Genomic DNA, 13564 nt, shown 5'->3' with positions numbered 1-13564 from the left:
TGAACGAATGGGGCGTGCGCATCCGCTGGGCGGGCCGCAAGCCGCGCCTGTGGGGATCGGTCATCAAAGAGCTGCAGTACGCCGAGCAGCTCACCGCCGGCAACGACACGCTCACCCTGACGATGTGCATCAACTACGGCGGCCGGCTCGAGCTCATCGACGCGATGCGCGCGATGGGCGAACAGATCGCCGCGGGGCGGCTGAAGCCGTCGGCGATCACGGAGAAGACGCTGCGCACGCACCTGTACGTTCCGGACATGCCCGACGTCGACCTCTTCCTGCGCTCCAGCGGCGAGCAACGCACCTCGAACTTCCTGCTGTGGGAGTCGGCCTACGCCGAGATGGTGTTCCTCGACACGCTCTGGCCAGACTTCTCGCGCACGGATCTGTGGGGCGCGATCGAGCTGTATCTGGGTCGCAGCCGCCGATTCGGCGGCGCGATCGATGCTCCCACCGCTGACGCAGCGGAATAGACCGACGCCCGCGGAGAGTTGCACCCGACATGACAGACAAGATCACCATCGACGTGTGGAGTGACATCGCCTGCCCGTGGTGCTACATCGGCAAGCGCAATCTCGAGGCCGGCCTCGCTCAGACGGCGGCCGACACCGACGCCCCGCAGGTCGACGTGACCTTCCACTCCTTCGAGCTCTCTCCCGACACTCCGGTCGACTTCGAGGGCGACGAGGTCGACTTCCTTGCCGGACACAAGGGAATGCCGCGAGAGCGCGTGCGCGAGATGCTCGACCAGGTCACCGGCGTCGCCGCGAACTCCGGGCTCGAGTACCGCTTCGATCTGCTGCAGCACACCAACACCGTGAAGGCGCACGAACTGCTGCACTTCGCGAAGGCGCAGGGGCGTCAGTACGAGATGGCCGAGCGCCTCATGTCCGCATACTTCACCGAGGGCAAGCACGTCGGACGCGTCGACGACCTCGTCGACCTCGCCGTGGAGGTCGGCCTGGATGCCTCGGACGTGCGTGACGCACTCGAATCGGGCCGACATCTGGCCGATGTGCGCGCCGATCAGGCACAGGCGCAGGCTTACGGCATCCAGGGCGTGCCGTTCTTCGTGATCGACGGCAAGTACGGCGTGAGCGGCGCGCAGCCGGCCGACGCGTTCGCACAGATCACCCGACAGGTGTGGGCGGAGAAGCAGGACGCCTGAGACGTCGCGTTTCGACTCGTCGCTACGCTCCTCGCTCAACGACCGGCAACGAACCTCTCCGGTCGTTGAGCGAGCGCAGCGAGTCGAAACGGGCCGCAGCAGGGCTCAGGCGGGGAGGCTGGCCTCGATCGCCGCGATCACCTCGGGCGCGTCGGGCTTGGTCTGCGGACGGAAACGGTGCACCTCGCCGGTCGGCGTGACCAGGAATTTCTCGAAGTTCCACATGACCGGGCCCTTCGCCCCCTCCACGTTCTTCGCCTTCTTCAGCGCCTTGTAAAGGGGAGCGGCGTGCGAGCCGTTCACCCGCACCTTGTCCATGATGGGGAAGCTGACGCCCCACGTGACGGCGCAGTACTCCAGGATCTCCTCCATGGAGCCCGGCTCCTGACCCATGAACTGGTTGCAGGGGAAGCCGATGACCTGCAGACCCCGGTCGCCATAGGTGCGCTGCAGCTCTTCGAGCTGCTCGTACTGCGGCGTCAGACCGCACTTGGATGCGACGTTGACGATGAGAACGGCGCGATCGCCGAACTCGGAGAGGGTGTGCTCTGCGCCGGTCGCGTCGGTGTAGGGGATGTCACGAAGCTGCGCTGTCTGTGTGTCGGCCATGTTGTCCACGATAGAGGCGCAGACCGGCGCACCGGCCGCGTGAGTCTGGGAGAATGGACAGGATGTCCCTCTCCGTCTCAGCCGGCGCCGCGCTGCGCATCGGCCCCATCGCGCTCGACGCACCCGTGGTGCTCGCGCCGATGGCCGGTATCACCAACACCGCCTTCCGTCGGCTCTGCCGCGAGTACGGCGCGGGACTCTACGTCTCGGAGATGATCACCACTCGCGCCCTGGTCGAGCGCAACGCGACCACGATGCGTTTGATCACGCACCACGAGTCGGAGACTCCGCGCTCGATCCAGCTCTACGGCGTCGACCCGGCGACCACCGAAGCGGCCGTCCGACTTCTCGTCGACGAGGACCGCGCCGATCACATCGACCTCAACTTCGGCTGTCCCGTGCCCAAGGTCACGCGCAAGGGCGGGGGAGCGGCACTGCCGTGGAAGCTCGGCCTGTTCCGCGAGATCGTCACGCGCGCCGCACGCGCCGCCGGCGACGTGCCGCTCACCGTCAAGATGCGCAAGGGAATCGACTCCGACCACCTCACGTTCCTCGACGCCGGCCGCATCGCGGAGGATGCGGGCGTCGCCGCGGTGGCCCTCCACGCGCGCACGGCCGCGGAGTTCTATTCCGGCCAGGCCGACTGGTCGGCGATCAGCGCTCTGAAGCAGGCGGTGACGAGCATCCCCGTTCTCGGCAACGGCGACATCTGGTCAGCGGAGGATGCGGCACGCATGATGACCGAGACCGGGTGCGACGGTGTCGTGGTCGGCCGTGGGTGCCTCGGTCGACCGTGGCTGTTCGGTGACCTCGCGCGAGCCCTCGGCGGCCCGGATGCCGCCAACGGCGCCCCCGTCGACGCGACCCTGGGCTTCGTCGCGGCCGCGTTCCGCCGTCATGCCGAGCTGCTCGTCGAGTTCTTCGAGGACGAGGGTCGCGAATGCCGCGACATCCGCAAGCCCGTCGCCTGGTACTTCAAGGGCTACCCCGTCGGGGGCGAGAGCGCGCACAGCTGGCGACCGTGTCGAGCCTCACCGAGATCGACGATCTGCTCGCGACGCTGGATCTCGACGCCCCCTACCCGGGCGCCGCCGCCGAGGGCCAGCGCGGTCGTGCCGGCACGCCCAAGCGCCCGGCACTGCCCGACGGGTGGCTGCTCAGCCGCGATATGAGCGGCGACGCCGCGCGCGCGCTGGCTGACGCGGAGGTCGACACCAGTGGCGGCTGACGGCAGCAGCGTCGGCATCGCCTCGGGCCGACCCGCTGGCTACGACGACCACGATGCCGACCGTTTCGTCCCCGAACAGCATCGATCCCAGCGAGACGGGTTCGCCCGCGATCGCGCTCGAGTGCTCCACTCGGCGGCCCTGCGCCGCCTCGCCTCGAAGACCCAGGTGCTCAGCCCCGCGAGCCCTGCGGACTTCGCGCGAAACCGACTGACGCACTCCCTCGAAGTCGCTCAGGTGGGCCGCGAGCTGGCGATCGCCCTGGAGCTGTCACCCGACGTGGTCGACACGGCCTGCCTCAGCCACGACATCGGCCATCCGCCCTTCGGCCACAACGGGGAGCGCGCTCTGAACGACTGGGCCGAGGACATCGGAGGGTTCGAGGGCAACGCACAGACGCTGCGGATCCTCTCGCGTCTCGAGCCGAAGGTGCTCGATGCCGGGGGGCGCAGCGTGGGGCTCAACCTGACCCGCGCGAGCCTCGACGCGACGTGCAAGTACCCGTGGACGGTCGAGCACGGTGTTCCCGACCCCGGTGGACGAGAGAAGTTCGGCGTCTACCCCGAGGACGAGGATGTCTTCCGCTGGATGCGCATCGGCGCGCCCGGTCGCGTGCGCTGCATCGAAGCAGAGGTCATGGACCTCTCCGACGACATCGCGTACTCCGTGCACGATTTCGAGGACGCGGTGCTCAACGGCTACCTCGACCCGGCGCGCCTCGCCGACGCGCGCGAGCATGACGCTCTGCTGACGGCGATCCAGGCGTGGGTGGGCTTCGGCTTCACCCGCGACGAGCTGGCGGACGCGCTGTACCGGCTCACACGCATGCCGGAGTGGCTCACCGGATTCGACGGCTCTCGCGCCGCACTGGCCGGCCTGAAGAATCTCACGTCCGATCTCATCGGCCGCTTCGCGCGCGCAGCCACGACGGCGACGCGCGAGCACTACTCGGTGCCGGTGCTCACGCGCTACCGCGGCCGCGTCATCGTGCCGCGGGTGATCGAGGCCGAGATGGCCGTGCTCAAGGGCATCATCGGCGCCTTCGTGGTCACGATCGACGGTCGCCGCGGGCTGTACAAGGAACAGCGTCGCGTGCTCAAGCGCCTCGCCACCGCACTGTGGGAGCGTCCCGAGCACCTCGACCGGCTGCACGCGGAGGACTTCGCCGCGGCATCCACCGATGCCGCCCGCAAGCGCGTGGTCGTCGACCAGGTCGCGAGCCTCACCGATCGCTTCGCCATCGAGTGGCATGCCCGACTGATCGGCCCGGTCGATCTGCGCGAGCTCGGCCTGCGCTCCGGCGACGACCGCACGATCGCCCCCAGCGGTTTCGCTCTTCCCGAGCCGCTCGCCGGGCTGTGGCCGGCGGAGGGTCACTGATGGCACGGATCCGGCAATCCGACGTCGACGAGGTCAAGGCCCGCACCAACATCGGTGACATCGTCGGCGAGCGGGTCGCCCTCAAGTCAGCCGGCGTCGGGTCGCTGAAGGGCCTGTGCCCCTTCCACGACGAACGAAGCCCGAGCTTCCACGTGCGCCCGCAGGTCGGCTACTACCACTGCTTCGGGTGCGGCGAGTCGGGCGATGTCTACTCCTTCCTGCGCGCCATGGACCACCTGTCCTTCACCGAGGCGGTCGAACGCCTGGCCGCGCGCATCGGCTATACGCTCCACTACGAAGACGGCGGCGCGGCGCCGGAGACCAGCGGCCGCACGCGTCTCTATCAGGCCAACTCGGCCGCTGCGGAGTGGTTCCGCACGCAGCTGTCGTCTCCGGAGGCCGACGCCGGCCGCCGCTTTCTCGGTGAACGCGGCTTCGACGCCGGAGCCGCGGCCCACTTCGGTGTCGGCTACGCGCCGAAGGGTTGGAACAACCTTCGCGACGCGCTGCACAGCCAGGGCTTCACGGACGAGGAGCTGTCGGCCGCGGGGCTCGTCTCCCAAGGCCAGCGCGGCGTGTACGACCGCTTCCGTGGCCGTGTCGTGTGGCCGATTCGCGATCTGACCGGCCAGACGATCGGTTTCGGGGCGCGCCGTCTCTACGACGACGACCAGGGTCCGAAATACCTCAACACGCCCGAGACCACGATCTACAAGAAGGCGCAGGTGCTCTACGGCCTGGACCTCGCGAAGAAAGATGTCTCACGTTCGCACCGCGTCGTCGTCGTCGAGGGATACACCGACGTGATGGCCTGCCATCTGGCGGGCGTCACGACGGCGGTGGCCACCTGCGGGACGGCGTTCGGCTCCGACCACATCACGGTCCTGCGACGGGTCATGGGCGATGACAGCGCCGCCGGCGACGTCGTGTTCACGTTCGACCCCGATGCCGCGGGGCAGAAAGCGGCCCTGCGCGCCTTCGCCGACGCGAAGCGCTTCAACGCGCAGACCTATGTGGCGACCGGCCCGCAGGGACTGGATCCCTGCGATCTGCGACTCGAGCGCGGCGACGCGGCGGTGCGTGCGATGCTCGACACGAAGGTTCCGATGTTCGAGTTCGTCATCGATCAGCGCCTCTCGGGGTTCGATCTCGCGAGCGTCGAGGGCCGCGTCGGGGCCCTGCGAGCCGCCGCACCGGTCGTGGGTGAGCTGCGCGACCCGCTGCTGCAGCCGGAGTACACCCGCGTGCTGGCCCGCCGCCTCGGGATGGACACCGAGGATGTGCGGCGCGAGGTCGACCGCGCCGCTCGCGAGAGCGTGCGCCGCGAGGGCGACATCCCGCGCTCCTCGTCGACCGTGAGCGCAACGGCCGGGGTCGACGGCCCCGCTCCCACGCCGTCGGTCGGCGAGCCCGCACTCCGGATGAGTCTGCGAACGCTGCCGCGCACCGCCGATGCAACACTGGAGCGTGACGCCCTCATGGGAGTGCTGCAGTACGGTCACCTCGTCGACGGCGAGGAGGTGGATGCCGCGCTCGCGCTACCCATGCAGATCCCCGCTCTCGACGCGGTGCGCCAGTCCCTCGTCGCGCAGGGAGACCGCAAACGCATCGGCTGGGCGTCGAGGGCGGTGGAGTCGGTGCGCGAGCCCTACCGGTCGCTGGCGGTGGAGTTGCTGACGGCCGATTTCCCTGCATTGACGGAGGCGGAGGCCGCGGCCTACACACGCGGGCTCGCGCGCAAGCTGCGGGTGCGCGCGGTCGACCGGGAGAAGAACGAGTTGCTCGGCACGATCCAGCGGCTTCCCGCCGATTCGGAACAAGGGCGGGCGGTCCGTCTGGCGCTGCGCGAGCTGGACGCGCGCCGGCGCGCTCTCACCGAGGCGTCGCTCTGACCCCGTGGCGCGGTCGCACGCCCGGTCGCACGGTGGCGCCCACGGGTCAGAGCGGGCAGGATGAGCGCATGCCGCGTCGTGCCCCCACCGACAATCCTGCCGCGCTTCGTTGCGACGACCTCTCGATTGCGCGCGCGGGAGTGCGCGTCGTCGAAGGCGTCAGTTTCCGGGTCGACCCGGGCCGCGCGCTGGCGGTCATGGGCACGACCGGATCGGGCAAATCGACCCTCGCGACACTGCTCGCTGGCACGAGCGACGACTCGCTGTCGGTGGTGGGAGGCGACGCCTGGGTCGATGGCACGGCCGTTCGGCGCAGGGGGCGCGCTGCGCGTGTGCGCGCGTACTACACCGGGTATGTCCCGCAGCGCGCGGGAGCCGGCCTTCCGGCTCGACTGACCGTCGGAGACGTCATCGGCGAGCCGATCACGAGCCGAGATCGACGTGTCAATCAGCGCGCGCTGGCCGTCCGCGTCGCGGGGTTGCTGGACGAGTTCGAACTCCCGCTCGGCGCAGCCACCCGGTATCCCTATGAGCTGAGTTCGGGGATGCGCCAGCGTGTCGCGATCGCTCGCGCCCTCGTGCTCGGCCCGAAGGTCTTCATCGGCGACGATCCGTACGCGAACCTCGACGTCGAGGTGAGACATGCCGCGCGCGACGCGCTGCTGCGCCGGCGCGACGAGAACGGCATGGCGATTCTCATGGTGACCAACGACGCCGAAGCCGTGCGAGAGCTCGATGCCGATGTGCTGGTGCTCCGAGCAGGTCTGCCCGTCGCCTACGGGCATGGCATCGCGGATCTGCTCTGGACTCCGGACGGCGGTGCCCGCCTCGTGTCGTGAAGACGCGTATCGTGTCACGAGCACACCCCGACGTTTGCTAATATGGACGGGTTGCCCGCTCGCGGGTGATTGATCCTCGGTAGCTCAATTGGCAGAGCAGCCGGCTGTTAACCGGCAGGTTCTTGGTTCGAGTCCAAGCCGGGGAGCGAACGGCCCCAGACTCCACTCTGGGGCCGTTTTCGTTTCCACCGCTAGGCTTCGGACATGCCAGACCGTGCTGTCCCGAACCTGCCATCGCGTGATTTCGGCGGCACGGTCCGCTTCTACGGGGGTTTCGGATTCACTCCGAGCTACCGTGACGACGCGTGGCTGATCCTTCGTCGGGGCGAGCTGGTGCTCGAGTTCTTCCGATTCGACGACCTGGTGCCCGAAGCGAGCTCCTTCATGTGCAGCGTCCGCGTCGACGACGTGGACGAGCTGTACGAGGACATCAAGCGATCCGGCGTCCCCGAGCACGACGCGGGCCTTCCGCGGCTGCGACCCGTTCAGACGCAGTCCTGGGGACAGCGAGCCGGATTCCTCGTCGACGCAGACGGAACCCAGCTCACCCTGATCGAAAACGGCGCACCCGACGCCTAGCGATACCCGACCGGGCTCGCTCACCCCTCCAGATCGTCGACTCCCGGCGTCCAGGACGCGCCGGCGCGACCCAACCGCGCTTGCGCGCGATCTTCTGGACGGTCCTCCAATCGCCGTCGTCCAGACGGTCCACGTAGAGGATGCCGTCGAGGTGGTCGAACTCGTGCTGCATGATGCGCGCACGCCAGCCGTCCACCTGGATGCGTACGGCCTCGCCGTCCAGGTCGATACCGGTGACCAGGACTTCATCCGAGCGGCGCAGGGCGAAGCGCTCACCGGGGAACGACAGGCACCCCTCGGACTCGTCGTCCGGGTCCGGCGCGCCGGGTACGGGAGGCCGCATCCACAGCTCCGGGTTGAGGATCACACCGCGCCAAGGCTGCCCCTCATCGTCTTGGTAGCTGTAGGTGTAGATGCGCAGACCCACGCCCACTTGCGGGGCGGCGAGGCCGACACCGGGCGCGGCATCCATCGTCTCGAACATGTCGGCGACGAGGGTGCGGATCTCATCGGTGATCTCGGCGACGGGATCGGCGGGGGAGTGCAGGACGGGATCGCCCATGATGCGAATCGGAAGAACAGCCACGTCCTGAGCCTATCGAGCGCACCTGGCCGTTAGTGTCGAGGGGTGCATGCCGCCCTCAACGACCTCGGAGATGTGACCGACAAGCTCGTCGGCGTCTTCGCGGACCCCGGCATCCTCATCGGCATTCCGCTCGCCCTGCTCGGCGCCGTGTTCATGTCCTTCGGCGCGCAGTATCAGCACCGCGGGGTGCAGAAGGTCGAACGTCTCACGGCGACCGCCGGGGGGACCGGTCTCACCGGCGGCCAGATCTGGAATCTGCTGCGCCGGCCATCGTGGGTGACCGGCACCGTGATGCTGGGCCTGGCGATCGTCTGCCAGCTGTCCGCCCTGTCGTTCGCACCCCTCATCCTGGTGCAGCCGCTCGGCGCCGTCTCGTTGGTCATCACGACGCTGTTGAACGCGCGGATCAGCGGTCTCAAGCCCACGAAGCGCTCCCTCACCGCCATCGGCCTCTGCGTCGCCGGCATCTTCGTGTTCGTCACGATCGCCGCCCTGTACGCCACCGAGACCCCGATCAGCGACGGACAGCTGATCACCGTGCTGCTGATCCTCGCCGGTGTCGCCATCGTGCTCACCGCACTCTGGCTGTGGCTGCGCGCTCGCATGGGAGCACTGTTCTACATCGTCGCCGCCGGCATCATGTACGGCTTCGTCGCGACACTCGCGAAGGTCGTACTCAGCCGGATCCGCACGGGCGACTTCGAGTGGCTCACGATCGTGTGCATCGTCGCCCTGCTCACCGGCACTGCGATCGGCGCCTACTTCGTGCAGACTGCCTACGCGTCCGGCCCGCCCGACCTCGTCATCGCCGGTCTCACCGTCATCGATCCGATCGTCGCCATCGTGATCGGCCTGGCCGTGCTGCGCGAAGCCGACGGCGCCCCCCTCTGGGCCTACGGCGGCTTCGTCGTCGCCGGCGCGCTGGCCGTCACCGGCGTCTTCCAACTGGCTCGCCACCACCCGCAGGTGATCAGCGACAGCCAGGAGATCCCCATCGCGCGCGGGAGCGGCGAACAGGTCTCGCCCGGATCGCAGCGCCTCACGGATGCCGTGGCGAAGGTGTGGCCCGAGCCACCCGTGCGCGATCGAGACGACCCGCGCCCCCGCTAGACTTCCGGGGACAGGGGGCGGTGGCCAAGCTGGTCAAGGCAGCGGGCTCATAACCCGACGATCGTGGGTTCAAGTCCCACCCGCCCTACCAATGACACGGTTGTGATTCCGCGTCGTTATCGGGCCATAATGGGCCCACAACCACATAGGCGCCACGCATCCGACACTCAGGTCGTAGGGGAAGACGTACCTGAAGAAACGGAGAATCGCGATGGCGACCACGTCGACCCCACAGGCGCGCGGAGTGATCTACATCCACTCCGCGCCACGTGCGCTGTGCCCCCACTTGGAGTGGGCTGTCGGTCGCGCCCTCGGGCGCGCGGTGAGCTTCGAGTGGGCGGACCAACCCGTTCTCACGGGCAGTCGCCGCGCTGAGTTCTATTGGGAGGGTCCCGCCGGCACCGGCGCCGCCCTCGCGACCGCGATCCGCGGGTGGGAGCACCTGCGCTTCGAGGTCAGCGAAGACCCGACCCCGCGCTCCGATGGCGGGCGGTGGATGCACACTCCGGATCTCGGCATCCACTATGCGCAGACCGACACCGCGGGCAACGTCGTGATCGGTGAGGATCGCATCCGCTACGCGATGGAGATCGCCGCCGGCGACCCGTACGACTTGCAGCGCGAGCTCCAGGTCGCGCTCGGGTCGACCTGGGACGAGGAGCTCGAGCCGTTCCGTCACGCCAGCGACGACGCACCGGTCGTCTGGCTGCACAAGGTGGGCTGAGAGACCCGCCACCGACCTCAGACGGGTGGAGGCGCCAGTACCGGCTTCGGACGGCTTCCCGGAGACCGAGACCGCGCATCCCCGTCTGACACGAAAGACGCCCCCGCCATCCTCACGGATGCGGGGGCGTCTTCACGCGCGAATGCTCAGACCGAAGCGAAGGCGGCGACGGCGTTGTGGCCGCCGAAGCCGAACGAGTTGCTGATCGCGAGCTGCGGACCGTCGCCCAGCGGCGTCGGCGCGCCCGACAGACGGAACGGGACTGCGGGATCCTGCTCCGTGATGTTGATCGTCGGAGGGGCCACCCGGTCGCGGATGGCCAGGATCGTGAAGATCGCCTCGAGCGCGCCGGTACCACCGAGCAGATGACCGGTCGAGGCCTTCGTCGCCGACACCGGGATTTCGTCGATGCGGTCACCGAACACACTCTTCAGCGCGACGTACTCGTTCGGGTCGCCGACCGGCGTCGAGGTCGCGTGGGCGTTGACGTGGGTCACGTCGTCGGGGGAGGCATCGGCCATGGCCAGAGCCATGTTGACGGCGCGCGCGGCGCCCGTGCCCTCGGGATCGTTCGCCGTGATGTGGTACGAGTCCGCCGTGACCCCTCCGCCCACGACGACCGCGTAGATCTTCGCGCCGCGGGCCTTGGCGTGCTCCTCCGTCTCGAGGATCAGCACGCCGGCACCCTCGCCCATGACGAATCCGTCGCGGTCGATGCTGCCCGGACGCGACGCCGTCTCGGGGGAGTCGTTGCGCTTGGAGAGCGCCTGCATCGACGAGAACGAGGCGATCGTGACGGGGTGGATCACCGACTCGGTGCCTCCCGCGATCACCACGTCGGCGAGGCCGTCACGCAGGTGCTCGATGGCGTTGACGATCGACTCCGTGCTGGACGCACAGGCGCTGGCGACCGTCCGCGCATACGCGCGGGCACCGAAATGCAGCGACAGGTTGCCCGCCGCCGCATTGGGCATGAGCATCGGAACGGTCATCGGCAGCACCCGACGCGGGCCCTTCTCGCGAAGCGTGTCCCACGCATCCAGGAGGGTCCAGAGACCCCCGATGCCGGTCGCGAAATCGACCCCCAACCGTTCCGGGTCCACCTCCGGGCTCCCGGCATCCGCCCACGCCTCCATCGCGGCGACGAGCGCGAACTGCGAGGACGGGTCGAGACGCTTGGCGATCGGGCGCTCGAGCACGGTGTCCGGGCGCACGGCGGCCTGCGCCGCGAAGGTGACGGGCAGGTTGTACTGCTCGACCCAGTCGTACTCGAGGGTGCGAGCGCCGGAGGCGCCACCCAGCAGCGCGGCCCAGCTCTCCGGCGCGGTGCCCCCGATGGGGCTCGATGCGCCGATGCCGGTGACGACGATTCGGGGAATGCTCATGGTCTCCTCGGATGCTCCGGTGGGGGCACGACGGCCCCCACCGGGGTGCAGGTGGCGAGGCCTGAGGTCAGGCCTGGTTGGTGGTGATGAAGGTGACGGCGTCGCCGACGGTCTTGAGGTTCTTGACCTCTTCGTCGGGGATCGTGACGCCGAACTTCTCCTCGGCGTTGACGACGATCGTCATCATCGAGATCGAGTCGATGTCGAGGTCGTCGGTGAACGACTTCTCCAGCGCGACCTCGTCCGCCGAGATGCCGGTCTCGTCCGTGATGAGCTCGGCGAGCCCTGCGAGGACCTCGTCGTTGCTGAATGCCATGGGATTCTCCTTGTTTATCGGGGTTTCACCGGCCCTGCGGGGCCGACGTTCAGTCTAGGTGCGACGGCTGTCGCGACCGGGTATCTCGGGCCGTCAGGGAAGGACGACGACCTGCGCGCCGAAGACCAATCCGGCGCCGAATCCGATCTGCAGCGCCAGCCCGCCGGACAGTTCCGGGTGCTCGGAGAGCAGGCGGTGGGTGGCGAGGGGGATGGATGCCGCCGACGTGTTGCCGGTGGTCTCGATGTCGCGGCCGATCACGACCGTGTCAGGGAGCTTCAGCTGCTTGGCGAACTCGTCGATGATGCGCATGTTCGCCTGGTGGGGCACGAAGGCAGCGAGGTCGGAGGGCTGCACACCGGCCTCTTCCAGCGCCTGGCGGGCGACCTTGACCATCTCCCACACGGCCCAGCGGAAGACCGTCGGACCCTCCTGACGCAGCGTCGGCCAGGGTGCCGTGCCGTCGCGGAACTCGGTGAGCGTGTGGTTCATCCCGACCGCGTCGGCCTTCGAGCCGTCCGATCCCCAGACAGTGGGACCGATGCCCGGAAAGTCGCTCGGTCCGACGACCACGGCGCCGGCGCCGTCACCGAGCAGGAACGAGATCGAGCGGTCCGTGGGGTCGACGACGTCGCTGAGCTTCTCTGCGCCCACGACGACGGCGTAGTGCGCGGCGCCGGCCCGGATGAGGGCATCCGCCTGGGCGACGCCGTACGCGAAGCCCGCGCAGGCGGCGTTCAGGTCGTACGCGGCCGCGGGGTTGGCGCCGATGCGATCGGCGACGATCGCCGACACCGAGGGAGTCTGCTTCGGGTTCGAGATCGTCGCGACGATCACGGCGTCCACCAGCGACGGGTCGATACCGGCGCCGGCGATGGCCTCGGCCGCGGCGTCGGCAGCGAGTTCGATCGCCGTCGTTGCGGCATTCGCGCGCACACGCGTGATGATGCCGGTGCGCTGGCGGATCCACTCATCGCTGGAGTCGATGGGGCCCACGAGGTCATCGTTGGGCACGGCGTTCTCGCCACGGGCAGCGCCGTAGGCGTAGATGCGGGTGTGTGCCGGTCCCGTCGCCTGGACGAGGGTCGGTCGGGTGGGCGCGTCGGTCACGCGTCGCCTCCTGTCAGCAGGGCGGCCGCAGCCGCGAGGTCGTCGGGTGTCTTCACGGCCACGGTGGGCACGCCGCGGAGGGCGCGCTTCGCAAGGCCCGTCAGCGTTCCGGCCGGCGCGAGCTCGATGATGCCGGTGACCCCCGCATCCGCGAACGATTCCATGCACAGATCCCAGCGGACGGGGGAGGAGACCTGCGCGACGAGTAGGTCGAGCGCCTCGCGGCCGCCGTCCACCCGGGCGCCGTCGCGGTTGGTCCAGAGCGTGAGACGGGGGTCGGATGCCGAGACCTCGGCGGCCGCGGCGCGCAGGGTGTCGACGGCCGACGCCATGTAAGACGTGTGGAAGGCGCCGGCCACCTGCAAGGGGATGACGCGGCTGCCGGCGGCGGGGTGGGCCGCAAGCTCCGAGAGGGCGTCCAGCGCGCCTGCGGCGACGATCTGTCCGGCGCCGTTGTGGTTGGCCGCGGTGAGCTCCAACTCGTCGAGCAGAGCGAGCACGGCGTCGCGGTCGCCGCCGAGGATCGCGCTCATGCCCGTCTGCTCTTGCGCGGCGGCATCGGCCATGGCCCGTCCGCGAAGCCCGACCAGACGCATGCCGTCGTCGTCGCTTAGGACGCCAGCGGCTACGAGGGCCGCCA

Annotated in this window: 13 protein-coding genes, 2 tRNA genes and 2 pseudogenes; 11 read left to right on the top strand and 6 right to left on the bottom strand. The window is 69.1% G+C overall.

Annotated features, from left to right (window positions below; genetic code table 11):
* Positions 1–473 (top strand): polyprenyl diphosphate synthase (gene uppS / locus I5I_RS08685; protein ID WP_036318391.1); only part of this gene is annotated, 473 nt, incomplete at its 5' end.
* A gap of 29 nt (positions 474–502) precedes the next feature.
* Positions 503–1168 carry a DsbA family oxidoreductase gene (locus tag I5I_RS08680; RefSeq protein ID WP_036318389.1) on the top strand — a complete coding sequence of 222 codons (666 nt, stop codon included), beginning with the start codon at positions 503–505 and terminating at the stop codon, positions 1166–1168.
* Between the two features lie 105 nt (positions 1169–1273).
* Here I5I_RS08680 and I5I_RS08675 read toward each other — a convergent pair whose 3' ends face one another.
* Positions 1274–1777: a glutathione peroxidase gene (locus I5I_RS08675; protein WP_036318388.1), complete on the bottom strand. Its 504-nt coding sequence runs from the start codon at positions 1775–1777 to the stop codon at positions 1274–1276.
* Positions 1778–1839: 62 nt separating this feature from the next.
* Here I5I_RS08675 and dusB point away from each other — a divergent pair.
* The 6 genes and pseudogenes from dusB to I5I_RS08645 all read left to right on the top strand — a co-directional run bounded on the left by dusB (position 1840) and on the right by I5I_RS08645 (position 7693).
* A pseudogene (gene dusB, locus I5I_RS08670) lies at positions 1840–3005 on the top strand (tRNA dihydrouridine synthase DusB).
* Entirely contained in the window at positions 2995–4383 is a 1389-nt protein-coding gene (locus I5I_RS08665) for a deoxyguanosinetriphosphate triphosphohydrolase (protein ID WP_036318387.1), read from the top strand. Before dusB ends, I5I_RS08665 begins: the two are co-directional and overlap by 11 nt.
* Positions 4383–6275, top strand: coding sequence for a DNA primase (dnaG, locus tag I5I_RS08660; protein ID WP_036318386.1), 1893 nt, complete (start codon positions 4383–4385; stop codon positions 6273–6275). The genes I5I_RS08665 and dnaG overlap by 1 nt, the downstream gene beginning before the upstream one ends.
* Before the next feature lie 68 nt (positions 6276–6343).
* The gene (locus I5I_RS08655; RefSeq protein ID WP_036318385.1) at positions 6344–7114 is read left to right on the top strand and encodes an ATP-binding cassette domain-containing protein; all 771 of its coding nucleotides are present in this window, start codon (positions 6344–6346) and stop codon (positions 7112–7114) included.
* 73 nt (positions 7115–7187) lie between these two features.
* Positions 7188–7260, top strand: a tRNA-Asn gene (locus I5I_RS08650).
* 58 nt (positions 7261–7318) lie between these two features.
* Complete coding sequence (locus tag I5I_RS08645) at positions 7319–7693, top strand: bleomycin resistance protein (protein WP_036318384.1); 375 nt, start codon at positions 7319–7321, stop codon at positions 7691–7693.
* Positions 7694–7713: 20 nt separating this feature from the next.
* Here I5I_RS08645 and def read toward each other — a convergent pair.
* Positions 7714–8279, bottom strand: a pseudogene (gene def / locus I5I_RS08640) (peptide deformylase).
* A 42-nt stretch (positions 8280–8321) separates the two neighbouring features.
* On the opposite strand from def, the gene I5I_RS08635 reads away from it, so the two are divergent.
* The 3 genes from I5I_RS08635 (at position 8322) to I5I_RS08625 (ending at position 10113) form a co-directional block, all read left to right on the top strand.
* A complete protein-coding gene (locus I5I_RS08635) occupies positions 8322–9389 on the top strand; it encodes a DMT family transporter (protein WP_036318383.1) in 1068 nt (355 codons plus the stop codon).
* Between the two features lie 14 nt (positions 9390–9403).
* Positions 9404–9480, top strand: a tRNA-Ile gene (locus tag I5I_RS08630).
* Positions 9481–9600: 120 nt separating this feature from the next.
* Complete coding sequence (locus I5I_RS08625; RefSeq protein ID WP_036318382.1) at positions 9601–10113, top strand: DUF3145 domain-containing protein; 513 nt, start codon at positions 9601–9603, stop codon at positions 10111–10113.
* A 146-nt stretch (positions 10114–10259) separates the two neighbouring features.
* Here the strand turns inward: I5I_RS08625 and I5I_RS08620 are convergent, their stop codons facing one another.
* The 4 genes from I5I_RS08620 to I5I_RS08605 form a co-directional block, all read right to left on the bottom strand.
* Positions 10260–11498: a beta-ketoacyl-[acyl-carrier-protein] synthase family protein gene (locus I5I_RS08620; protein ID WP_036318381.1), complete on the bottom strand. Its 1239-nt coding sequence runs from the start codon at positions 11496–11498 to the stop codon at positions 10260–10262.
* A 67-nt stretch (positions 11499–11565) separates the two neighbouring features.
* Entirely contained in the window at positions 11566–11814 is a 249-nt protein-coding gene (locus I5I_RS08615; RefSeq protein ID WP_005049448.1) for an acyl carrier protein, read from the bottom strand.
* A 93-nt stretch (positions 11815–11907) separates the two neighbouring features.
* Positions 11908–12924, bottom strand: a complete 1017-nt coding sequence (locus tag I5I_RS08610; RefSeq protein WP_036318380.1) for a beta-ketoacyl-ACP synthase III — start codon at positions 12922–12924, stop codon at positions 11908–11910.
* A partial coding sequence (locus I5I_RS08605; RefSeq protein WP_036318390.1) for an ACP S-malonyltransferase occupies positions 12921–13564 on the bottom strand: 644 nt, incomplete at its 5' end. The genes I5I_RS08610 and I5I_RS08605, both read right to left, overlap by 4 nt.

The organism is Microbacterium sp. B24 (assembly GCF_000333415.1).
GTDB lineage: Bacteria > Actinomycetota > Actinomycetes > Actinomycetales > Microbacteriaceae > Microbacterium.
This window is presented reverse-complemented; position numbering and strand designations above follow the sequence as displayed.